This is a genomic window from Mameliella sp. MMSF_3455 (assembly GCF_030733205.1).
GTDB lineage: Bacteria > Pseudomonadota > Alphaproteobacteria > Rhodobacterales > Rhodobacteraceae > Antarctobacter.
Genome location: NZ_JASHJL010000030.1, coordinates 20,771 through 41,977 on the forward strand (window position 1 = coordinate 20,771; position 21,207 = coordinate 41,977).

Sequence of the window (21,207 nt, forward strand, 5' to 3'; positions counted from 1 at the left end):
CCATGACGCGCCGCGCGCTGAGCCTCTCGGCCTATCTGGCCTATGCGCGCAGCGCCTCTGCCGCGGGCGAGGCTCCGGATTGGCCCGTGCGCCCCTCCGGCCCGCTCGTGTGGGGCTTCGCCGAAGACCGCGAAACCGGGCGCGCCCTGGCCAGTCTTGCCGCGCGGCTGACGTCACAGCGCCCCGAGGTCACGGTCTGGCTCAGTGGGCGGGTGCCGTCGCGTCCGGGGGTGATCACCGTGCCGATGCCTCGCGACATGGCCGCCGAGGATCTGCGATGCCTGCGCCAGTTGCGCCCGGATGTAACGCTCTGGACCGGGCAGTCCCTGCGCCCCGGCCTGCTGTCGGCCCTTGCGGAGAGCGGCAGCCACATGATCGCGCTGGATCTTGCCGACGCGCCCTTTCCGGCGGAGGCACCGCGCTGGTTGCCCGATCCCGCACCTGCTGTTCTGGGGCTGTTCGACAGCCTCTACACCACCGGCCCGGAAGCCAGCCGCCGTCTGCGCCGCATGGGCATCGAATCCGGCCGCGTGCATGACGCCACGCCTTTCCTCGATACCGAGGCGCCGCTGGACTGCTCTGACGGATTGCACGAAGAGATTGCCAGCCTGATTGCCGGGCGTCCCATCTGGCTCGCCGCCCGCATTCGTCCAGACGAGGCGCGCGACGTGCTGATGGCGCATCGACAGGCCAGCAGGCTGGCCCACCGGCTGTTGCTGATCCTTGCCCCGGCGGATCCCGCGGACGGGGACAGGTTCGCTGCCATGCTGCGCCGCGACCAGATGCGCGTCTGCGACTGGGAAAATGGCGAAATGCCGGACGAGAATACCCAGGTCCTGCTGGCCGGTGGACCGGATGAGCTGGGCCTTTGGTATCGGCTGGCACCATTGGCCTTTCTGGGCGGATCCCTGACCACCGGCGGCACGGGAGAGGACCCGTTCGAGGCGGCGGCGCTTGGCGCGGCGGTGCTTTACGGCCCCAACGTGGGCGCGCATCTCGGCGCCTACTCGCGGTTGGTCAGCGCAGGGGCCGCGCGCATCGTGCGCGACGGCGACTCCCTTGGCGCAGCGGTGTCACACCTCGTGGCGCCGGACCAGGCGGCGGTCATGGCCCACGCGGGCTGGGACGTGATCTCGTCCAGTGCGCGACTGGTCGACCGGATCCTGTCCGAGATCTGCGACACGCTGGACGAGAGAGCCGAGCACTGATGCGCCCGCCCCGCTTCTGGCAGACACCGCCCGATACCCCGGCGTGGCAGGCGCGCCTGCTGGCGCCCCTTGCGGCACTGACAGCGCGGGCCACGGCCCGCCGGGTGGCCCGCCCGCCAAAGGTACGTCCCGCCATCCCGGTGGTCTGTGTCGGCAACGTCAACGCCGGCGGGACCGGCAAGACCCCGACCGTCATCGCCCTTGTTCAGCGCCTGATCGGGCGCGGGCTTGTCCCGCATGTGGTGTCACGCGGCTACGGCGGACGCATCACCGGCCCCGAGCAGGTCGATCCTGGCCGCCACACTGCCGAGATGACCGGGGACGAACCGCTGTTGATCGCCGCCTTCTGCCCAACCTGGGTGTCGCGTGATCGGGCGGCAGGCGCGCGCCAGGCCGAAGCCGCAGGAGCCGACGTAATCGTCCTCGACGACGGGCTGCAGAACCCGGATGTGGCCAAGGACTTGACCATCATCTGTGTCGACGCGGTCGCCGCGTTCGGCAATGCCCGCTGCCTGCCCGCCGGGCCGCTGCGCGAATCCTTGGCGGCCGGTCTGTCGCGAGGAGATTTGTTGCTGTCGATCGGACCCGACGCGGCGCAGAAACGGTTTACCGCCGACTGGAAGTCGCTCATCCCTTTAACGCATCTGACCGGGCACCTTGCGCCCCTCCAGACAGGAATGGACTGGGAAGGCCTGCCGACGCTGGCCTTTGCCGGAATCGGCCACCCGGAAAAATTCTTTGCCACTTTGCGCAGCCTTGGCGCCGATATCCGCCGCGCCGAGGCGCTGGAGGACCACCAGCCGTTCACAAAGGCGCTTGTTACCCGGCTGATGCGCGAGGCCCAGTTGCTGGGCGCGCAACTGGTCACAACGGAAAAGGACGCGGTGCGTCTGCCGCCCGAGATGCGGCGCGAGGTGCTGACCCTGCCTGTCCGGCTGGAAGTTCACGATCCCGCGCCGCTGGATGCGGCGCTGGACCGCCTGTTCGAGCAATAGACGCAAAAGCTTATTCAGCTGCCAGTTGCTGCTGACCTTCGGTGCCAAGTGCCGCCAGTTCCGCCACCACGTCGCGCAACCGGCGCCGGACAGAATCGAACTCCGCGTTCGGCAGGATCCTGGCCTCGTCCATGTAGACCGCCCGGTCGATTTCCACCTGCACCGCGTGTTGACCGCGCGACGGCCGACCGTAATTCTGCGTCGTGTAGGCCCCGGCAAACGGCGCGTTGCGCGCCACGACGAACCCCGCGGCGGCAAAGGCCGCTTCGACACGTTCGACGATCTCGGGACGGGCCGAAGCGCCGAACCGGTCACCGATCACGACTTCGGGCCGCCGTCCGCCGTGACGGGCAGAACCGTCCAACGCTTCGTGCGGCATCGAGTGGCAGTCGATCAGCACCGCCTCGCCAAAGCGCTCGCGGGCGTCGTCCAGCAACGCTTGCAGCTGGTCATGGTAGGGTTGCCAGATTCGCGCGATTCGCCGATCCACCTCTGCCCGCGTCAGCTTGCCGCGATAGATTGCGCGTCCGTTTGCCACCACGCGCGGCACGACGCCAAGCCCGCTGGCCACCCGCGGATTGTGCCCGCCGCGGCGCAAACCCTCGATCAGCGCCGGGTCCAGTTCGTCGGCGGCTCGGTTCAGATCGACGTAGGCACGCGGTGCCCCGGCCCGTAGCAAAGCGGCCCCGAATTCCGGCGCACAGTCAAAAAGACGGTCAACATAGGCGTCTTCGGAGGTCCGGATGCTGTGATTGTCCAGAATCGTGGTACGCAGAAAGCTGTCGGGATAGTCCCGGCCCGAATGCGGAGAGGCGAAAACCACGCGCGACGCGGGTGTCTCGGGCATGTGCAGGTGGTACGAAGTTTCAGGCATCCGCTCTCCTTTTCAGAGAAGAGGATAGACCAAAAATTCCACCCTCCAAAAGCCCTTGATCCCCGCAAAGAAGCCATTTATAGACCCCTCCACCGGCGCGCATCACCGGGTGCTTCGAAAGAGGCGGGCGGGAATGCGCAAGGGTCATATAGGGCGGTTAGCTCAGCGGTAGAGCACTTCGTTGACATCGAAGGGGTCACTGGTTCAATCCCAGTATCGCCCACCATGAATTCATCGCCCGGCACCCCGGGAGGCATGCCTCTCGGTGCGTCGGGTATTGGCCGCAACCAATGGCGCTCGCGCGCCGCGACGACAGGAGAAGACCATGAAGGTCGCAAACTCGCTCCGCTCGCTCAAGAAGCGCCACCGCGACTGCCGCGTTGTGCGCCGTAAGGGCCGCGTCTACGTCATCAACAAGACGCAGCGCAAGTTCAAGGCACGCCAGGGCTGAACCTCGGCTTTTTGCCTGAGGGCCTCTGGCCCGATCCGAATAACCCCCGCTGGCATATGCCGCGGGGGTTTTTCTTTGCTTAGGTCCCCGGTTCGAAGGGCGGACCGGATCAATCCCGATCCAGCCCGATGACACCATCCGCCAAGAGCCGAACCACGGTTTGTTCGTCGAGATAACCGGACACGCGCAATCCCCGCGAATCCTGGTATCGGCGTATGGCCGCCCGGGTGTTATCGTCGAATCGGCCATCCACCTTGCCCGGCTTCAGCCCCAACTGTTTCAGCCGCCGCTCGGCCAGTTGGCGCGCCACGAAGTTCAGGTTCATCCCCTGCTCTTCCTGCCGTGCCGCCACCGCGTCGCGCACCTTGGCGGCATCATGTTCCAGAAGGGCGATTCGCTGCTGCGCCTCGGCGCGGAAGGCGCCGTTGGGCCAGTCCTGCAAATAGGCCCGGTAGGCGCTTGTCGTGTTGGCCTGTGCGGCCTTGGCCCAGTCCCGCCGATCCTGGCCGGCGGCCTGTTCGGCGCGGCGGTCGTCTATCTCCTGCAGGACCCGGCGAGCCTGATCGGCGAACTGACCTTCGGGATATTTCTGCAGGTAGTCGCGGAAACCGTCTTCCTCGCCCCGCCTTTCGACCTGCCGCCAATAGGCCCGCTCTTCGCGTTCCCGCTCCAGCCGCCGTTGCTCTGCCTGGCGTTCCAATTCCGCGGCCCGCCGGGCCGATTGATCCTCCAGCCGCGCGATCTGGTCGCGGCTGAGATAGCTTGTCACGCGCAGGCCCGAATCCTCCTGCCAGCGCCGGATCGCGCCGCGGGTTCCATCGCCAAAGATCCCGTCGATGCCGCGCGTATCATACCCCAGAATCGACAGCGCCCGCTGGATGCTGCGCCTTTGCTCGCGTGTCAGTTCCAGCGCCTCTTCGGCCCGGCGCTCGCGGTAGAAAGGCTCGGAATTCAGCGCGTTCAATCGCTGACGCGCGGCATTGGCGTTCTGCCCGTCCGGAAAGCCGTCCAGGTAAGCGCGGTAGCCGTCAGGCGAATCGGCCTCTTGCGCTAGCCGCCAGGCCGCGTCATCCGCCGCCCGCGTAAAGGCCGATGGATCGGGGCGCGCGGGATCCGACGGATCGCGGGCCCCAGTCACGTCCTCGGCCCGCACGATCACCTGCGTATGAGGCGCGAAGCCCTCGACCTCAAGTTCGTAGTCCAGCGCCGCGCGCAACACAAAACGTCCGGTCCGGGCCAGGTCCCGCGCCGCATAGCGCGCGACGTCCACCGACGGTCCGCGGATCACCGTCACGCCCTGCGGAATGTCCAGGTCGCCCAGACCCTCTGACAGGAACAGGCCCAGTTCGGGATCGGTCGGGGTCTCTCCCAGGACCAGGAAGGCGCGCCCCTGGTAAGCCGAAAGGATCGACAGCGCCGCATCCAGAGGGAACCCCTGAACCAGCACGTCGGCCTCGTCGATTCGCCCCGACCCGGTGACGGGAACAAGATAACTGCCCCCGACCCCGTGCACGAAAGCACCCGAGAGGAGGATCACCACCGGCCCGCCGTCATCGTCCAACTTCGCGGCGAATTCGGCAAAGGCGCGGCGCATGCCGGCGGCATCCGCGTCCTGCGTCAGCGATACGTCGAACCCCTTGTCGCGCAGGGCATCGGCCGCCACGGTCACGCGTTGGGCACCGAACAGCGTCTGGACGGCGGTATAGCGGCTGTTGCCGATCACCAGCGCGTCGCCGGTTGCCTGGGCGCCCGTCGCGCCCAGGATCGCGCCCGCCAGGGCAAGGGCGAATATCCGCATGAGAGGTCCTCCCGGTCGTCTGTTATCACCCAAGCCTACTGCCTGACTGCCACAGGACAAGCGTCACCGACGGGGAAAATGGGCGGCCTTTCGCCCAATTCACCCTTGCCCCGCCTCAACACATGCGAAAACGGGCCGGCGCGGCCCTGCTTCTTTGGGCCTGAAAATACTCAGGGGGAGTCCCGCGGGGACGGGGGCAGAGCCCCCTGCCCCGTCAGTCGTAGCTGCGCTGGTCCTCGATCACCAAACCGTCGCGCGGCAGCGCCCCGGGCGCCACCAGTTCGACCCGTCCCTTCAACTTCAGCACCTCGGCCACGGTCCCCTCGTAGGTCGAAGCATCGCCACCATCCGCCTCGATCCGCACCGTCATCACGTCCATCTCGCCTTCGCGGCTGGCGACCACGCGGGCGCGGGCGATCTCGGTGTGCTTGGCCACCAATTGCGCCACCTGTTCGGGGCGTACGAACATGCCCTTGATCTTGGTCGTCTGATCGGCGCGGCCCATCCAGCCCTTGATCCGGGTGTTGGTCCGTCCGCAGGGGCTTTCGCCCGGCAGCACGGCGCTCAGGTCGCCGGTGGCAAAGCGGATCAGCGGGTAATCGGGGTTCAGCGTCGTCACGACGATCTCCCCCACCTCGCCCTCCGGGACGGGATCGCCGGTGCCCGGCGTAACAAGTTCGACGATCACATGTTCGTCGAGAATCATGCCCTCCATTTCGGGGCTCTCGTAGGCGACATTTCCCAGGTCCGCGGTCGCGTAACATTGCAGGCACTGGATGCCGCGGTCCGCATAATACTGGCGCAGCGAGGGGAAGAGCGCGCCGCCCCCGACCGCCGCCCGCGTGATGCCCAGCTCCAGCCCCATCTCGTCGGCCTTTTCCAGGATCATCTTGAGGTAATCCGGCGTGCCCGCATAGGCCGTCACCCCGACGTCTCGGGCCGCCCGGGCCTGCAGCTCGGTCTGGCCGGTTCCGGCAGGCAGAACCGCGGCCCCCACCGCCCGCGCACCGGATTCAAAGATCATTCCCGCCGGGGTCAGGTGATAGCCGAAACAGTTCTGCACGATGTCGCCGCGCCCGATGCCGCAGGCGTTCAGGAAACGGCCCATCCGCCACCAGTCATGGCTGATGCCGCCGGGCTCGTAGATCGGTCCCGGGCTTTGAAAGACATGCGCCAGGTTCGACACCGGCAGACCGCCAAACGGCGGTTCCGCAGCCTGTTTCGCCACCAGGTCGGCCTTGCGAAGCACCGGCAGATCGGACAGGCCCGACAGGTCTTCCAGCGGGTCGATCCCCTGTCTGTTCAGCTGTACGTTCAACGCCTCCAGCTGTGCCGCCTCGCGCGCATCGCGACTGCGCGTCTCCAGCTCGTCGAAATAGGTGCTCATCACGCTCTCCTTCGAAATTCCGTCGTCCGGGCGCAGGCGGTCCTGCCAGGCCTCCCCGGTCCAGGCCGGACGCGCCGGAGCCGTCCGGTGTCAACGCCACCGCCCCGTTGCGCCGGCAGGCATATTGATTTGGAACAAGGTGCCCCGCCGTCCCAACCCCTAGGGTCTGCCAAGTCAAAGGGAGAGGAGGCCCAGAGATGCACGACGATATTGATGCCCGCATCCGGTTCGACGATGTCCGCCAGATCATGGAGGTCGACTTCTCCGGCTTCGTTTTCGACAACTCGACCACCGTCAACCGGTTCTATGACCGGATCGAGACGCGCATCGCGGACACGGGCGAGGAACTGTGGTTTTTCCTGATCAATCTGAACGGCACGCGCATCGACAACTCGGCCTGGGTGGCCTACGCGCGGCGCGGACGGGCGTTGAACATGGCGCACTCGATGGGATCCGTGCGCTTCGACGCCTCGCCGGAAACCGCGGCCCAGATCGAACGCTCCGCGCGGACAGAGGCATTTGACCCCAACCTGTTCACGAACCGGGCCGATGCACTGGTCCGACTGGGACAGATACCCTCCCGCAGACGTGCGCATGTGCAGCACGACCCGAACTACACGCCCCAGGATTTCTTTCACCGCATCGCCTTCGACGACAGGGCGGAGATCATGGAGGTGGATTTTTCCTGGTTCACCTTCAACCATTCCCGAGACGTCAACGATTTCTACGACCACATCGAAAGCCGCATCGCCGACAGCGGGCGTGACAGGTGGTTTTTCCTGATCAACTACGAGGGTACGCAGATCCTGCCGGCTGCCTGGGTGCAATACGCTCATCGGGGCAAGACGCTGAACTTGGAACATTCGCTGGGCACGGTGCGCTACGCGCCGGGATCCGAGACAGAGGCCGACATCCGCCTGCGCGCCGAAAGCCAGGACTTCCGCCCCAACATCCGCAACACGCGCGCCGAGGCGTTGGCCCGGATCGAGGAAATGCGCGGGGACCATGGCTATCGGTCCGCCCGGCCCACGGCGCAGGACGCGTTGGCGCCACAGGGGCGCGGGTAGGACCTCCCCCGCCTGTCGCTCCGGTATGCCTCGTTCTGCGCCATCACGTCACTCGACCGGCCAGGAAAAGGGTTCCAGGATGTTGACGACATAGGTCACCATCAACTCGATATCGCCGTCGCCGAGGTTGCGCAGCGGGCCATGCGCATCCCCGGCGGACACAAAGATCACCCGCCCCGGCTCCAGCACCTGTTCCGTGCCGTCCGGTCCCTCGATGCGCCCGCCGCGCAGAACGACCGCATGCATGTCGCCGGGATGAGCATGTCGCTCGATCATGCCCTCCGGCTTGATCGTCACGCGGCTGATGACCACCTTCATCTCTGCCGCATCCGAGAGCGGCTGCTCCGACAGCACCTCGTGCACTACCAGGTCACTGGCCTGCACGGGCGTCGCCCCCAGAAGCGACGCAAAGGCCAGGATGGCGGCGCCGGCAAGCGCAAGACAGGTCGGGGCAAAACGGATCATGACATCATTCCTCTGGATGAAGCGGCCTTCGCGCCGGTAATCGGGGCCGTGACGGCGGCGGCTCAGGCCAGCCACCGCTTGCGGCGCCGGTAGGACCGCACATCGCGGAAGGATTTGCGCCCTTCGTCCGACATCCCCAGGTAGAATTCCTTGACGTCCGGGTTTTCCCGAAGCTCGGCGGCGGGCCCATCCATCACGACGCGCCCGTTTTCCAGGATATAGCCGGAATGGGCGTATTTCAGCGCCACGTTGGTGTTCTGCTCGGCCAGCAGGAAACTCACGCCCTCGTTCTCGTTCACCGATTTCACGATCTCGAAGATCTGTTCCACCAGTTGCGGCGCCAGCCCCATGCTGGGTTCGTCCAGAAGGATCGTTTCGGGCCGCGACATCAGTGCCCGCCCGATCGCGGTCATCTGCTGCTCCCCGCCCGAAGTATAGCCCGCCTGGCTGCGGCGGCGCTCCTTGAGGCGCGGAAAATAGGAATAGACCATCTCCAGGTCCGCCTCGACCGCCGCCTTGCCGTCCTTGCGCGTGTAGGCACCGGTCATCAGGTTTTCCTCGACGGTCAGGTGCTCGAAACAGTGGCGGCCTTCCATCACCTGGATCACGCCGCGTTTCACCAGCGCCGCCGGATCGAGGTCCTGGACCCGCTCGCCCTTGTAGACGATGGAGCCCTTGGTCACTTCGCCTCGCTCGGAGTGCAACAGGTTGGAAATCGCCTTCAGCGTTGTCGTCTTGCCAGCACCATTGCCCCCCAGCAGCGCGGTGATCCCGCCCTTGTTCACGGTCAGGCTGACGCCCTTCAGCACGAGGATCACGTGGTTGTAGATCACCTCGATGTTGTTCACCTCGAGCAGGGCCTCGTCCGTCCGTCCTGCATCCAGCATCGTCTCACCTCGCGCTCCGGGTCGGCCCTGAGCCGCCCCTGCTGCTTCTTCTCTCTGAAAATACTCGAAAGTCGGCCCCGGCGAGGCGGATGCACCGCCGGGGCCTTGCGCGATCACATCGCGTCGCAGTCCTCGTTCACCGGCCAGGGGGCATTGGCCTCGGCGTATTCCTTCGCCTTTTCCTCTGCCAGCGCCTGATAGGCTTCCACGTTCGGCGTCAGAAGGTCGGAGACCTTGACGAACTTCTCGCCATCCCATTCCAGCATCCAGCCGCCCGAATGGCCGGTGTGGTTGGCACAGGAAGTCTGGAACGGCGGCACCATGCCGGTCAGGCCCAGTTCCTCGATCCGCGCCTCGGTCATGTTGATGTTTTCCAGGCCCCAGCGCAGTTGCTCGGCATTGATCTCGGGGGTGCCGAATTCAGCCTGCGCCGCGCGGATGCCTTCCGCCAGGATGGCCGAGATCACGATCCCGCGCGAGTAGAAGACGCCTGTCATCTCGGTCTCGTCGGTCTTGGACTTGCCCGCGTCGATGACGTATTGCTGCACATCCTTCATGACAGGCGCATCCATGTTCGGGTACGACCAGCTGATCGACTTGTAGCCCTTGCCGTCCTCGCCCACGATCCGCAGATCCGCGTCATGCCCGGCCCACCAGACACCCAGGAAATTCTCCATCGGGAACTTGGTCTTGACCGCTTCGGTGATGGCACCCGCGTTCATCGCGCCCCAGCCCCACATCACGACATAGTCGGGACGCATCCGGCGGATCTGCAACCATTGCGCCGACTGGTTCTGCATTTCCTTCAGGCCCACCGGGATCGGGTTCAGTTCAAAGCCCTTTTGCTCGGCCAGCTGTTCCAGAACCGGGATCGGCTCCTTGCCGTAGGGGTGGTCAAGGTGCAGGAAGGCGATGGTCTTGCCGTCCAGGCTGCCCTGCCCTTCGAGATACTGGATGATCATGTCCGCCGCATCCCAGTATCCGGACGGGGTGTTGAAGGCCCACTGGAAGGTCTTGCCATCCATCATCGGGCTGAACCCGTAGCCCGGCGCGAGAATCGGGATGTTGTCGACGTTGGTCTTGGGCAGCACCTGCAGGGTGATGCCGGTTGACCAGGGCTGCGTCACGATCGCCTTGCCCTTGGTCTTTTCATAGCATTCAACGCCCTTTTCGGTGGAATAGCCGGTTTCGCATTCCTCGCCGTTGATCATCACGCCACCGATGCCGCCGTCACGCGCGTTCAGCATCGCCAGGTAATCGGCCTGCCCGTTCATCAGCGGGATGCCCGTCGCGGCAAAGGGGCCGGTCCGGTAGGCGAGGTTCGGGGCATATAGCTCCTGCGCCATCGAGGCCCCGGCGGTCGCCGCCGCAAGCGCGCCGGCAAGGGCCAGTCTGGTAAAGTGTTTCATGTCTTTCCTCCCTTGGAATGTCTCACTCGGTATTGCGTTTTCTTGTTGGGCCGCAGGTAGCGGCCATGGGATGGGAGCCTGCCCCCATCTCAATAGGGGAAGGGCCAGAGGATCAGTTTCTCCCGCAGCAGCCGCCACAGCTGCGCCAAGCCGTGCGGTTCGACGATCAGAAAGAACACGATCAGCCCGCCCACGATCATGAAGTTCAGGTGTTCCACCATCGAGGACGACAGCGGGATGCCAAGCGCCTCGGGGACCAGGTTCAGAACCACCGGCAGGCCCACGATCAGGATCGCTCCCAGGTAGTTGCCCAGGATCGAACCCAGCCCTCCGATGATCGCGATGAACAGGATCCGGAACGACAGTGGAATATCGAACAGGTTGGGCTCTGCCGCACCGCGCCACATGAAGACGAAAAGCGCGCCCGCCACGCCCACGATGTAGGACGAGATCGCAAAGGCCGTCAGCTTGGACTTCATCAGGTTGATGCCGATCAGCTCGGCCGCGATATCCATGTCGCGCGTGGCTTTCCACGTCCGGCCAAGGTTGCCGCGCGTCAGGTTGATGCAGACCCAGGTCAAAAGGCAGACGATGAACAACACCAGGTAGTACTGGACGATCGAATCCGCCTGCGGGCCGGAGACATACAGCCCGAAAATGTCGAGGTTCGGCACCTGGATCGCGCCCGAGGCGTTGTAGTTGTAGAGCCAGGCCCATTTCTCGAACAGCCAGACCAGGAAGAACTGCGCCGCCAGAGTCGCGATCGCCAGGTAGAAACCCTTGATCCGCAAACTGGGGATGCCGAAGGCGACGCCGACGCCCGCGCTGAACACGCCCGACAGGAGGATCGCGATGATCGGGTTCATCCACGGCATGATCGTGATCATCTTGTAGCAGGCATAGGCCCCCACCCCCATGAAGGCCGCCGTGCCCAGCGACAGCTGCCCGGCATAGCCCGTGAGGATGTTCAGCCCCAGCGCGGCAAGCGAATAGATGAGGATCGGGATCAGAAGGGTCTGGAAGGTGAACTCGCTGGCCGTCAGCGGGAAGATCACCCATGCCAGAACCAGGATAAAGCCCAGCAGGAAGGCATCCTGCTTGACCGGGAACAGCGCCTGGTCGGCCTCGTAACTCGTCTTGAACTGCCCAGCGGTGCGATACAGCATCGCCGTCCTCCCCTTGTCTCGTCGCGGTTCAGCCCGCGGCTTCTCCGATGTAGCCGCCGGGACGGACAGGCCGTCCCCGCAGGCAGAAATTCAACAGCGCGATCAGCGCCGGCAGCGGCACGAACAGGAAGCCGGCCACCGATCCGATCTGGATCCAGCTCAGGTCCTGCCCGGGGTGATCCGCCTGCTGCATCCGCACCAGCGCGATCACTGCCCAGTTCACCGCCACCCAGAACGATGAGGCCAGCAGAAGCGTGCCCCAGCCCTGCCAGTGCGGCGGTGCCGTTTCGCCGATGTTCTGTTCGGCCGCACGCACCTGGCTCAGCACCGAAAGGCAGACCCAGGGCACAGGCACGGTCACGACAATGATCACAAGACCGATCAGGAGTTCCGGCCCCCCGCCAAGCATCACGAAGAGAAAGAACCCCAGCACCACGGCAGTCACGCCGGTCACTCCGGCCGAGACAAGCCCCGCCGTCAGCAAACCGTCCTTATCTGCGGCGGCCTCGGTCATCGGTCAGCCATCCTCCCGGTCGTCCTGCGGGCCGCGCCGCGGTTCGGTCCCGAGCCCGGCCAGGCGCGCCATCATGTTCAGCGTCAGTGCGGCGCCGGACAGGCCCACCGCCAGCGCGCCGTGCATCCCCGCCGAGACCATGCCCGTCATGGCATGGGTCATCATGACCATGTCATCGCTTTCACCCAGCCCGTTGGCGCCGCGTGCCAGATCGGCAATCCCCGGATCGGGGCGCTGCACGGGGCGTGTCGCGGACCGTTTTTCCCCAGTCGTGTTCATCTCAGCCCTCCAGCCCTTCATCCGCTTCGTAGCGCGCGCGGCTAGCTGCCGGTTTCGCATAGCCGGTCGACTCGGAATGGCGCACCAGCCAGAAATAGGCCCAGAGTCCCACCGCCGCGCCCGCCGCCGCAAGCAGCAGGGCAATGGTCATGCGTCCGCCCGCCTCCGGATCGCCGGTCAGGGCAAGGTAGCCGAAGGACCAGAACCCGGCCCAGGCGATCACGTTCAGAATGGCTATCAGCTTCGACATTTCCGCCCCTCCTCCGGGCGTCGGGTGGACCTGTGCCCCCCGTTCCTCCGACCTTGTCCGATCCGGGCAGACCCGGACCGCCCTAGACCCTTTCGATGATGCGTTCCCCGAACAGCCCCTGCGGACGGAACAGCAGCACGATCAGCGCCAGGACGAAAGCGAACCATGTCTCGGTGTTGCCGCCAAGGATCGGGTAGCCCCAATAGCCGTCGAACAGCTTTTCCAGGATGCCGATCATCAGCCCGCCGACGATGGCGCCGGTGATGCTTTCCAGCCCGCCCAGCATGAGCACCGGCAGCGCCTTGTAGGCGATGACCTCTAGCGCAAAGCTGACCCCCGCGCGCGCGCCCCAGGCAATGCCCGTGACCAGCGCGATGATCCCCGCGATGAACCAGACCAGCACCCAGATCGTCTGCAGCGAGATGCCCACCGACAGCGCCGCCTGGTGATCGTCCCCCAGCGCGCGGATCGCCCGGCCCATCTTGGTGTAGTTGAGAAAGGCCAGCAGCGCCGCCACCAGCACCCCGCCGACCACGACCACCGTGATGTCGAGATGCGGCAGGATCAGCAGCCCACCCCAGGGTTCCAGCAGGGTTTCGCCGGTCGGAATGCCCAGCTCGCTGGTGATCATCTGCTTGTTTTCGCCGCCAAAGATGATCTCGCCCAGGCCGATCAGGAACAGGCTGACCCCGATGGTGGCCATGAAAAGGATGATGTCAGGCTGCCCCACCAGCGGCCGCAGAACCACCCGTTCGATGCTGACCGCCAGCACGAACATCACGCCCAGAGTCAACAGCACCGCGATCCAAGCCGGGATTCCGTAGGCATAAAGCCCCACCAGCGTCAGCGCCGCAAAGACCACCATGATGCCCTGCGCAAAGTTGAAGATGCGGCTGGAGCGGAAGATCAACACGAAGCCCAGGGCGATCAGCGCATAGAGCACGCCGGACACCAGCCCCTCCCAGAGCGTCTGCAGGAACAGGTCCGGCGCTTCGTACATGTCCACGAAGGGATTGATGAAGATGTCTCTCAGCATGAGCTCTCCCCGCCCCGGTCTTGATCCGGGGCCTCATGGTTAAGGTGGAGGTCCAGGGGCAAGCCCGGGACGGGATTCGAAAACGGTCTCAATGCGGCACCCCCAGGTAGGCGTCGATCACGTCCTGGTTGTTGCGCACCTCGTCGGGCGTGCCGTCGCCGATCTTCTTGCCGTAATCCATCACGACAACCCGGTCGCTGAGGTCCATGACCACGCCCATGTCGTGTTCGATCAGGCAGATCGTGGTGCCGAACTCGTCGTTCACGTCCAGGATAAAGCGGCTCATGTCCTCTTTCTCTTCGACGTTCATGCCCGCCATCGGTTCGTCCAGCAGCAGGATCGACGGCTCGGCGGCCAGCGCGCGGGCCAGTTCGACCCGCTTTTTCAACCCGTAGGGCAGCCGCCCCACCGGCGTCTTGCGGATCGCCTGAATCTCGAGAAAGTCGATGACCTTCTCGACGATCTCGCGGTTCTCCATCTCCTCGTTGCGCGCCCGGCCCCACCACAGCGCCTGGCTTGCGATCGAGGCCTTCATATGCGTCAGTCGGCCGGTCATCACGTTGTCAAGCACCGTCATCCCCTCGAACAGTGCGATGTTCTGAAAGGTGCGCGCCACACCCATGCGGGCGACCTCGTAGGGTTTCATCTGCGGGCGCTTTTCGCCCTTGTACCAGACCTCGCCAACGGTCGGCGTGTAAAAGCCGGAGATGATGTTGAGCATCGAGGACTTGCCCGCCCCGTTCGGCCCGATGATCGCCCGGATCTCGCCCTCGTGCACGTCAAAGGAGATATCGGAAATCGCCGTCACCCCGCCGAATTTCAGCGTGATGTTCTTCATCTCCATCAGCACGCCGCCGATCTGGCGCCCGTCCGCGGTGACATAGCCTTCGGTATCCTTCACGCGACTGCCCCTTGTGTTTTCTTGGTGAAAATGCCCCGGAATACGCCGGCACCGGGCACGTCTCCCGGGCAAGGGCGCCCAAAGGGATGGTGGGCGGGGCGATACGCGCCGCAGGCGCGGGAGCGTCCGACCATCATTCCGCCGCCATGGCCTTGGGCTTGACCGGCCAGACCTTGGCGTCGCGGATTTCCAGCGTCGCCTTGATCTTGCCCTTGCGCCCGTCCTCGTAGGTGACCTCGGTCTCGGTGTAGACGCTCTCCGATCCGTCGTACAAAGCGGTCACCAGGTCATCGAACTTCTCGCCGATGATCTTGCGGCGCACCTTGCGGGTCCGGGTCAACTCGCCGTCGTCAGCGTCCAACTCCTTGTGCAGGATCAGAAAGCGGTGCACCTGGCAGCCCGACAGCATGTCGTCCTGCGCGACGCTCTCGTTCACTTCCTCGACGTGTTTCTGCACCGTCTCCAGAACCTGCGGATGCCCCGCCAGTTCCTGGTACGAGGCATAGGCGATGTTGTTCCGCTCTGCCCAGTTGCCCACCGCCGTCAGGTCGATGTTGATGAATGCCGTGCAGCGATCCTTGCCCGCGCCGAAGACCACCGCCTCCAGGATATTGGGAAAGAACTTCAGCTTGTTCTCGACGTATTTCGGCGCGAAGAGCGATCCATCCGCCATCTGGCCCACGTCCTTGGCCCGGTCGATGATGCGCAGGTGCCCGGTGTCTTCCTCGATGAAACCGGCATCGCCCGTGGCCACCCAGCCCTCGGGGTCCTTGGTGTCGCGCGTGCTTTCGGGGTTCTTGTAGTACTCCACGAAGGCGCCGGGCGACCGATAGAAGACCTCGCCATTTTCGGCGATGCGGATTTCCACCCCCGGCGCCGGCACGCCAACCGTGTCAGACCGCACTTCGCCATCGGGCTGCACGGTGATGAAAACGCTGGCCTCTGTCTGACCGTAGAGCTGTTTGAGGTTGATCCCCAGCGAGCGCCAGAAATCGAAGATTTCCGGCCCGATCGCCTCACCCGCGGTATAGGCAACGCGCACCTTTGTCATGCCTGCGCGGTTGCGCACCGGACCATAGACCAGGACCTGGCCCAGCGCGTATTTCAGCCGGTCCATCATCCCCACCGGCTTGCCGTCGAGGATCTTCGGCCCGACCTTGCGCGCATGGGCCATGAAGGTGTCGAACAGCCATTTCTTGAAACGGCCCGCATCCTCCATCCGGATCGTCAGCGCGGTGATGCGTTCCTCGAAATAGCGCGGCGGCGCAAAGAAATAAGTCGGCCCGATTTCGTGCAGGTTCTCGTACATGGTCTGCGGCGCCTCGGGGCAGTTCACGCAGAAACCGCACCAGTAGGCCTGGCCGATGGAAAAGATGAAATCCCCCACCCAGGCCATCGGCAGATAGGCCAGCACGCTGTCGCTGCGCCGCAAATGGTCGAATTGGGACGAGGACTTGGCCGCCTCGATGATATTCCGGTTGGACAGGACCACGCCCTTGGGCTTTCCCGTGGTGCCCGAGGTATAAAGCATCACGCAGGTGTCGTCGTAGGTCAGTTTTTCCCGCCGCCGCTTCAACTCGGGCAGGAATTCTTCTCGCGCCGCGCGCCCCTGCTCCTGGATGTGGCTGAATTCATGCAGGTGGGAATGGTCGTACTTCCGCATGCCGCGCGGATCGACATAGATCAGATGCTCGAACTGGTGCAGGTCGTCCTGCACCTCGATCACCTTGTCGGCCTGTTCCTGGTCTGCGACGATGGCAAAGCGCGCGCCGCAATGACCCAGAACGTATTCCATCTCTTCGGCCACCGCATCCTGGTACAACGGCACCGGGATCGCGCCGACGCTTTGCGCCGCAACCATCGACCAGTACAACGTGGGTCGGTTGCGCCCGATGATGGCGACGTAATCGCCCTCGTTGACACCCAGGTTCAGCAGGCCCAGGGCCAGCGCCTCGATTTCCTTTTCCGTCTCCGCCCAGGTCCAGCTTTGCCAGATCCCGTATTCCTTCTCACGGTAGGCGGGCGCATTGCCGAACTCGGTGGCATTGCGATGCAACAGTGCGGGGACAGAGCGCAGACCTTCCGCGCCCTCAGCCAAATGTGCCAAGTCTTTTCCTCCCATGCCGGTCCCCCGACATCCCTCGTGATGCCCAGCTGTCCGGGCCGCTCGCTGTTGGTCGCGATTCTGGCCTTCATTTGGGCAAGTCCCAAGCTTGCGGTCAACTTTTTCCGCAAGATTTCCCAAATGTAACGAATTCCTACAGGGCGGCGAACGGCCCGGACAGCTGCGCAGCCCTCTGGCGCCGCCGCCGCGACCGCCCTAGGCTTGGGCCATGAAGAACCTCGCGCTCACGCAGGCCGGGCTGAACCTCATCCAGCAGGCCCTGACGATCTATGACAGCGACCTGCGGCTTGCGGTCTGCAATGCGCCCTTTGCGCAGATGTTCGATCTGCCAGATGCCCTCACCACGCCCGGCGCCCGGTTCGAGGACACCATCCGCCACCTTGTCGAACGCGGCGAATACGGCCCCGTCGACGATCCGGAAACCTTCATCCATGACCGCGTCGAGACCGCCCGCGCGTTCGAGCCGCACTACATGGAGCGCACACGCGCCAACGGCCGCACCATCAGCGTCGAAGGGGCGCCGCTGCCGCAGGGCGGCTGGGTCACGGTCTACACGGACATCACCCAGACCAGGGCGCAGGAACAGTTGCTGCGCACGCGCTCGGAACTCCTGTCCGAGGAGATCCTGAAACGGTCCGAGGAACTGGCCCGCACCAACCGCAATCTCGCGGCCACCAACAAGGCACTGGAAGAGGCGCGCCGCGAACTGGTCGAGACCGAGGCCCGCACCCGCACGACGACCCAGATGATGCCCGCCCACATCGCCCGGGTCGATGCCGGCGGGCACTATACCTTTTCCAACAACCGGCTGGGCGATGTGATGCCCGGTCGTCCGGCCAATATCCTCGGACTGCACATCTCGGAAACGCTGGGGCCGCAGGCCTATTCCAAGGTGCGCCCGCATCTGGAGGCCGCGCAGGACGGACGGCAAAGCACCTTCGAGTTCCACGACGAGATGTCCTCACGCCGGATCCGGGGCGTTTTCACCCCCGATCCGCTGGAACCGGGCGTCTACATCCTGTCGCAGGACGTGACCGAGGAAACCCAGGCCCGCGCCGCCCTGCAACAGACCCGGCGCCGGGAGATCGCGGCACAGCTGACCTCGGGTCTTGCGCATGATTTCTCGAACCTTTTGACCATCATCCTGGGCATGCAATCACGGCTGGCACGGATGGCGGTTGGACCGGAGGCGGAACCGCTGATTTCTGCCACGCTTTCGGCGGCGCGGCGTGGCGGGCGGCTGCTGGACCGGATCGCCGACATGACCAGTCAGCGGGGATGGCAGCCCCGCCCGCTGTCCCTGCCCGATTTTCTTGGCGAATTGTGCACGCTCGCCACGCCTTCGCTGCCCGAAGGGATGGAATTGCGGACGCGGGACGACACCAGCGGCGCCTACATGGCCGATCCCGGCCTCTTGCAGGATGCGCTGCTGAACCTGGTACTGAATGCCCGCGATGCCTGCGGCGAGGCTGGGGTCATCACCCTGATGGCGCAAGAGGTCCAGGACACCTGGCTGGAACTGTCGGTCGAGGACAGCGGGCCGGGCTTTTCCGACACCGCGCTGCGCCACGGGCTTGAACCTTTCTTCACCACCAAGGGCGGCGAAGGGTCGGGGTTGGGCCTTGCGATGGTCTATGACATGACAAAACTTGCGGGCGGCTCGGTGCGGCTGGCCAACACCGGGCATGGCGCGCGCGTCTCGCTGCGTCTGCCGCTGCGCCGGGCGGCACAGGCGCCCGTGCCGGACACCGGCCTTGTCCTTCTGGCCGAAGACAGCCCCGACCTGCGCGAGGCCATCCGCGAGATGCTGACCGGGTTGGGGTTTTCGGTGGTCGAGGCCGCCTCGGTGGACGAGGCCTGCACCCTGGCCGAAGGCCTGCCCGATATCGCGCTGGTCCTGTCGGATATCTCGCTGGAAGGTGACCGTCCGGGCCTCGACCTGGCGCAGCGCCTGCCGCATTTGCCCGTCCGCTTCATGACCTCCTTGCCGCCGGATCACACCCTGCACCGTCGCGCGCATAGGCTTGGCCCCGTCCTGCCCAAACCCTTCTCCGCCGCCGACCTTGCCGGCTTCCTCGGGCTGGTGCCTCTTCCGGCGCCCGCGCAGATGGGCTAACCCGCCTCCATGAGCGCCCTTGTCACCATTCTCGACGACGAACCGGCCATCCGCCAGATGCTGTCCGACGCGCTGGCAGAGGCAGGGTTCCGCACCATGTCCTTTGGCCGCGCGACGGAATTCGAAGCCGCCCTGCGCCGCACCACGCCCGATGTCTGCCTCGTCGACCTGGGCCTGCCGGACCGCGACGGGCTGACCCTGGTGCACCGGCTGGCGCTGGAACAGGGGGCAACGGTCATCATCATTTCCGGTCGCGCACAGGTGCAGGACCGGGTGACAGGGCTGGAACTGGGGGCGGATGACTACATCATCAAACCCTTCGATCCGGCCGAGGTCGTGGCCCGCATCCGTGCCCGCCTGCGCACCCGCACCCGGTCCGCCCCCTCGGACACCGCACGGTTCAACGGCTGGACCGCGCATTTCGACCGCTACGCGCTCGAGGACGAGACCGGCGAGGAAACCACCTTCAGCCATGCCGAGGGCGAGGTACTGCGGCTGTTCCTGGAAAGCCCCAAGCGCCTGATCACCCGTGCCCATATGCAGGAATCCCTCGGCGGCGCGGCGGGCGAAAGTTTTGACCGGGCGATGGATGTGCGTATCTCGCGCCTGCGCACCAAGCTTCGCGAAGACCCCAAGAACCCCCGCCTGATCAAGACCATCTACGGCGCGGGCTATATCTTTCTGGGAGACGTCAGCTGGAGCTGAACGACCCCGCCCCGGACCTGACCCGGGGCCTCTTTCCGACGCGCCTCAGGGCTGTATCGTCGTATAAGCTTCTGCCACCCCCAACAGGGTTTTCACATGCGGCAGCACGCTGACCGCGATCACACCGACGATCGCCCCGACGCCCAGCCGGATCGGCGCCGCGCCCAGTTTCGGTCCCGCTAGGCCCAACAATCCGCAGACCGAGGCATAAAATCCAATCGACACTGGGTCCATGACCGCACCTCCTGCGGATCAGCCTAGAGCAGGCAGGGGCGTCGCGAAACTCCGGAATTCCCGCGTCTTACCCCGCGATCCGTGCCGTCGCCCCCGCCAGCACCTGCAGGCCGCGCACCAGGTCGTCCTCGTCCGTGTCCTCGGCAAAGTCATGGCTGATGCCCCCGATCGAGGGCACGAAGAGCATCGCCGCTGGCATCATGAGCGACATGTTCGAAGCATCGTGCAGCGCCCCCGACGGCATCTCGCGCCAACGGCCCGGCACGGTCTCTTCCGCCGCCTCGCGCAGCGCCGCGCGAAAGTCCGCATCCATAGACACCGGCGCCACGCCCAGCATCGGACCGAACTCCAGCGTCAGCCCCCTGTCGTCCGCGATCTCCTGCGCCGTCTCGCGCACGATCGCCTCCATCCGGTCCAGCCGGTCCGGATCTCCATCCCGCCATTGCATCGAGAATTTAACCCGTCCCGGCACGATGGAATGCGCGTTTGGGTGCACGCTGACATGTCCGATGGTCCAGACCGTCGCCGGGGTCACCACGTTCCGCAGCCGGTCGTTCAGAAGGCTATTGAAAGCGCCCAGCGCCTGAAAAGCGTCCTTGCGCAGGGCCATCGGCGTGGTGCCCGCGTGGTTCTGCTGTCCCTCGAAGCTGATCACCATGTCGCGGATACCGACGATGGCCTCGACCACACCCGCGGCCTCGCCGCTTGTGTCCAGCACCGGGCCCTGCTCGATGTGCATCTCCAGGAAACCCGTGAAACGGCCCGGGTCGATCCAGTCCCCCAGCCGGTCCCCCATCGCGGCCCGCGCCTCTGGCAAGGTCACGCCCTGGGGGTCGACCAACCCGTCCACCTTTTCGCGCGCCAGGGCCCCCGACCAGGCCGCGCTGCCGGTGGTGACACCGAACCGCCCTTCCTCGTCCTGGAAGGAGACGCAGGAAATCGGCGGCCCTCCGGCCTCTTTCGCAGCGCGCGCCACCTCGAGACCGGCAATGACTCCCAGCGCGCCGTCCAGCCAGCCGCCCTCGGGCTGGCTGTCGGAATGCGACCCGATCAGCAGGGACCGCCCCTCGACAAGGCCGAAGAGCGAGCCCATGGGGTCGAAGTGCGGCTGCAGCCCCGCGTCGCGCATCCGGTCCGCCAGCCAGTCCCGCGCGGCAATGTCCGCCTCTGTATAGGCGGGCCGCCGCACCCCCTTGCCGACACCCGCCGCCCCGAAGGAGCGCAGGGTGTGAAGATCCTCCAGAAAACGCTTTTCATCGACCGCGACCATTTCCGCCCCTCCAGGTTCCAGTTCGCCGCGACCCTAACCCGCGGGCTCTCGGCTCTGCAAATGGCCGGTC

The 21,207-nt window shown here is 65.4% G+C and carries 21 protein-coding genes and 1 tRNA gene; 7 read left to right on the forward strand and 15 right to left on the reverse strand.

Going from position 1 to position 21,207, the window contains the following annotated elements; translation table 11 throughout:
* Positions 1-2 precede the first annotated feature (2 nt).
* On the forward strand, positions 3-1,208 hold the full coding sequence (locus RBB42_RS19355; protein WP_305971284.1) for a 3-deoxy-D-manno-octulosonic acid transferase: 1,206 nt from the start codon (positions 3-5) through the stop codon (positions 1,206-1,208).
* Complete coding sequence (lpxK, locus tag RBB42_RS19360) at positions 1,208-2,203, forward strand: tetraacyldisaccharide 4'-kinase (protein WP_305971283.1); 996 nt, start codon at positions 1,208-1,210, stop codon at positions 2,201-2,203. Before RBB42_RS19355 ends, lpxK begins: the two co-directional genes overlap by 1 nt.
* Positions 2,204-2,213: 10 nt before the next feature.
* Here the strand turns inward: lpxK and RBB42_RS19365 are convergent, their stop codons facing one another.
* Positions 2,214-3,077 carry an N-formylglutamate amidohydrolase gene (locus tag RBB42_RS19365; RefSeq protein ID WP_305971282.1) on the reverse strand — a complete coding sequence of 288 codons (864 nt, stop codon included), beginning with the start codon at positions 3,075-3,077 and terminating at the stop codon, positions 2,214-2,216.
* Positions 3,078-3,228: 151 nt separating this feature from the next.
* Between RBB42_RS19365 and RBB42_RS19370 the strand changes: the two genes are divergently transcribed.
* Positions 3,229-3,303, forward strand: a tRNA-Val gene (locus tag RBB42_RS19370).
* Positions 3,304-3,402: 99 nt separating this feature from the next.
* On the forward strand, positions 3,403-3,528 hold the full coding sequence (ykgO, locus tag RBB42_RS19375) for a type B 50S ribosomal protein L36 (RefSeq protein ID WP_305971281.1): 126 nt from the start codon (positions 3,403-3,405) through the stop codon (positions 3,526-3,528).
* 109 nt (positions 3,529-3,637) lie between these two features.
* On the opposite strand, the gene RBB42_RS19380 is transcribed toward ykgO, so the two are convergent.
* Both RBB42_RS19380 and RBB42_RS19385 read right to left on the reverse strand, forming a co-directional pair.
* Positions 3,638-5,326, reverse strand: a complete 1,689-nt coding sequence (locus RBB42_RS19380) for a peptidoglycan-binding protein (RefSeq protein ID WP_305971280.1) — start codon at positions 5,324-5,326, stop codon at positions 3,638-3,640.
* Positions 5,327-5,540: 214 nt separating this feature from the next.
* Positions 5,541-6,713 (reverse strand): phenylacetate--CoA ligase family protein, encoded by a 1,173-nt coding sequence (locus RBB42_RS19385; protein ID WP_305971279.1) that lies wholly within the window; start codon positions 6,711-6,713, stop codon positions 5,541-5,543.
* A 197-nt stretch (positions 6,714-6,910) separates the two neighbouring features.
* Between RBB42_RS19385 and RBB42_RS19390 the strand changes: the two genes are divergently transcribed.
* Entirely contained in the window at positions 6,911-7,780 is an 870-nt protein-coding gene (locus RBB42_RS19390; protein ID WP_305971278.1) for a hypothetical protein, read from the forward strand.
* A gap of 48 nt (positions 7,781-7,828) precedes the next feature.
* On the opposite strand, the gene RBB42_RS19395 is transcribed toward RBB42_RS19390, so the two are convergent.
* The 10 genes from RBB42_RS19395 to RBB42_RS19440 all read right to left on the reverse strand — a co-directional run bounded on the left by RBB42_RS19395 (position 7,829) and on the right by RBB42_RS19440 (position 16,794).
* Positions 7,829-8,245 (reverse strand): cupin domain-containing protein, encoded by a 417-nt coding sequence (locus tag RBB42_RS19395; RefSeq protein ID WP_305971277.1) that lies wholly within the window; start codon positions 8,243-8,245, stop codon positions 7,829-7,831.
* A gap of 62 nt (positions 8,246-8,307) precedes the next feature.
* Positions 8,308-9,132, reverse strand: a complete 825-nt coding sequence (locus RBB42_RS19400; protein WP_043136089.1) for an ABC transporter ATP-binding protein — start codon at positions 9,130-9,132, stop codon at positions 8,308-8,310.
* A 113-nt stretch (positions 9,133-9,245) separates the two neighbouring features.
* On the reverse strand, positions 9,246-10,541 hold the full coding sequence (locus RBB42_RS19405; protein ID WP_305971276.1) for an ABC transporter substrate-binding protein: 1,296 nt from the start codon (positions 10,539-10,541) through the stop codon (positions 9,246-9,248).
* A gap of 89 nt (positions 10,542-10,630) precedes the next feature.
* Complete coding sequence (locus tag RBB42_RS19410; protein WP_305971275.1) at positions 10,631-11,707, reverse strand: branched-chain amino acid ABC transporter permease; 1,077 nt, start codon at positions 11,705-11,707, stop codon at positions 10,631-10,633.
* A gap of 28 nt (positions 11,708-11,735) precedes the next feature.
* Positions 11,736-12,221, reverse strand: coding sequence for a hypothetical protein (locus RBB42_RS19415; protein WP_305971274.1), 486 nt, complete (start codon positions 12,219-12,221; stop codon positions 11,736-11,738).
* A 3-nt stretch (positions 12,222-12,224) separates the two neighbouring features.
* Positions 12,225-12,500: a hypothetical protein gene (locus RBB42_RS19420; protein ID WP_305971273.1), complete on the reverse strand. Its 276-nt coding sequence runs from the start codon at positions 12,498-12,500 to the stop codon at positions 12,225-12,227.
* A gap of 1 nt (position 12,501) precedes the next feature.
* On the reverse strand, positions 12,502-12,750 hold the full coding sequence (locus RBB42_RS19425) for a hypothetical protein (protein ID WP_305971272.1): 249 nt from the start codon (positions 12,748-12,750) through the stop codon (positions 12,502-12,504).
* 82 nt (positions 12,751-12,832) lie between these two features.
* On the reverse strand, positions 12,833-13,786 hold the full coding sequence (locus RBB42_RS19430; protein WP_043136078.1) for a branched-chain amino acid ABC transporter permease: 954 nt from the start codon (positions 13,784-13,786) through the stop codon (positions 12,833-12,835).
* Between the two features lie 88 nt (positions 13,787-13,874).
* On the reverse strand, positions 13,875-14,630 hold the full coding sequence (locus RBB42_RS19435; protein WP_305971305.1) for an ABC transporter ATP-binding protein: 756 nt from the start codon (positions 14,628-14,630) through the stop codon (positions 13,875-13,877).
* Between the two features lie 190 nt (positions 14,631-14,820).
* A complete protein-coding gene (locus RBB42_RS19440; protein WP_306043428.1) occupies positions 14,821-16,794 on the reverse strand; it encodes an AMP-binding protein in 1,974 nt (657 codons plus the stop codon).
* A 226-nt stretch (positions 16,795-17,020) separates the two neighbouring features.
* Between RBB42_RS19440 and RBB42_RS19445 the strand changes: the two genes are divergently transcribed.
* Together RBB42_RS19445 and RBB42_RS19450 are read left to right on the forward strand one after the other, a co-directional pair.
* On the forward strand, positions 17,021-18,928 hold the full coding sequence (locus RBB42_RS19445; protein ID WP_305971270.1) for a hybrid sensor histidine kinase/response regulator: 1,908 nt from the start codon (positions 17,021-17,023) through the stop codon (positions 18,926-18,928).
* Between the two features lie 9 nt (positions 18,929-18,937).
* Positions 18,938-19,633 carry a response regulator transcription factor gene (locus tag RBB42_RS19450; RefSeq protein ID WP_069209274.1) on the forward strand — a complete coding sequence of 232 codons (696 nt, stop codon included), beginning with the start codon at positions 18,938-18,940 and terminating at the stop codon, positions 19,631-19,633.
* A 45-nt stretch (positions 19,634-19,678) separates the two neighbouring features.
* Here the strand turns inward: RBB42_RS19450 and RBB42_RS19455 are convergent, their stop codons facing one another.
* Both RBB42_RS19455 and RBB42_RS19460 read right to left on the reverse strand, forming a co-directional pair.
* Positions 19,679-19,867: a hypothetical protein gene (locus RBB42_RS19455; RefSeq protein ID WP_305971269.1), complete on the reverse strand. Its 189-nt coding sequence runs from the start codon at positions 19,865-19,867 to the stop codon at positions 19,679-19,681.
* 67 nt (positions 19,868-19,934) lie between these two features.
* Positions 19,935-21,137 (reverse strand): hydantoinase/carbamoylase family amidase, encoded by a 1,203-nt coding sequence (locus RBB42_RS19460; RefSeq protein WP_305971268.1) that lies wholly within the window; start codon positions 21,135-21,137, stop codon positions 19,935-19,937.
* Positions 21,138-21,207 lie beyond the last annotated feature (70 nt).

Coding starts and splice junctions, on each gene's coding strand:
- RBB42_RS19355 (WP_305971284.1), top strand. CDS start 3: ATGACGCGCCGCGCGCTGAGCCTCTCGGCCTATCTGGCCTATGCGCGC.
- lpxK (WP_305971283.1), top strand. CDS start 1,208: ATGCGCCCGCCCCGCTTCTGGCAGACACCGCCCGATACCCCGGCGTGG.
- RBB42_RS19365 (WP_305971282.1), bottom strand. CDS start 3,077: ATGCCTGAAACTTCGTACCACCTGCACATGCCCGAGACACCCGCGTCG.
- ykgO (WP_305971281.1), top strand. CDS start 3,403: ATGAAGGTCGCAAACTCGCTCCGCTCGCTCAAGAAGCGCCACCGCGAC.
- RBB42_RS19380 (WP_305971280.1), bottom strand. CDS start 5,326: ATGCGGATATTCGCCCTTGCCCTGGCGGGCGCGATCCTGGGCGCGACG.
- RBB42_RS19385 (WP_305971279.1), bottom strand. CDS start 6,713: ATGAGCACCTATTTCGACGAGCTGGAGACGCGCAGTCGCGATGCGCGC.
- RBB42_RS19390 (WP_305971278.1), top strand. CDS start 6,911: ATGCACGACGATATTGATGCCCGCATCCGGTTCGACGATGTCCGCCAG.
- RBB42_RS19395 (WP_305971277.1), bottom strand. CDS start 8,245: ATGATCCGTTTTGCCCCGACCTGTCTTGCGCTTGCCGGCGCCGCCATC.
- RBB42_RS19400 (WP_043136089.1), bottom strand. CDS start 9,132: ATGCTGGATGCAGGACGGACGGACGAGGCCCTGCTCGAGGTGAACAAC.
- RBB42_RS19405 (WP_305971276.1), bottom strand. CDS start 10,541: ATGAAACACTTTACCAGACTGGCCCTTGCCGGCGCGCTTGCGGCGGCG.
- RBB42_RS19410 (WP_305971275.1), bottom strand. CDS start 11,707: ATGCTGTATCGCACCGCTGGGCAGTTCAAGACGAGTTACGAGGCCGAC.
- RBB42_RS19415 (WP_305971274.1), bottom strand. CDS start 12,221: ATGACCGAGGCCGCCGCAGATAAGGACGGTTTGCTGACGGCGGGGCTT.
- RBB42_RS19420 (WP_305971273.1), bottom strand. CDS start 12,500: ATGAACACGACTGGGGAAAAACGGTCCGCGACACGCCCCGTGCAGCGC.
- RBB42_RS19425 (WP_305971272.1), bottom strand. CDS start 12,750: ATGTCGAAGCTGATAGCCATTCTGAACGTGATCGCCTGGGCCGGGTTC.
- RBB42_RS19430 (WP_043136078.1), bottom strand. CDS start 13,786: ATGCTGAGAGACATCTTCATCAATCCCTTCGTGGACATGTACGAAGCG.
- RBB42_RS19435 (WP_305971305.1), bottom strand. CDS start 14,630: ATGGAGATGAAGAACATCACGCTGAAATTCGGCGGGGTGACGGCGATT.
- RBB42_RS19445 (WP_305971270.1), top strand. CDS start 17,021: ATGAAGAACCTCGCGCTCACGCAGGCCGGGCTGAACCTCATCCAGCAG.
- RBB42_RS19450 (WP_069209274.1), top strand. CDS start 18,938: ATGAGCGCCCTTGTCACCATTCTCGACGACGAACCGGCCATCCGCCAG.
- RBB42_RS19455 (WP_305971269.1), bottom strand. CDS start 19,867: ATGGACCCAGTGTCGATTGGATTTTATGCCTCGGTCTGCGGATTGTTG.
- RBB42_RS19460 (WP_305971268.1), bottom strand. CDS start 21,137: ATGGTCGCGGTCGATGAAAAGCGTTTTCTGGAGGATCTTCACACCCTG.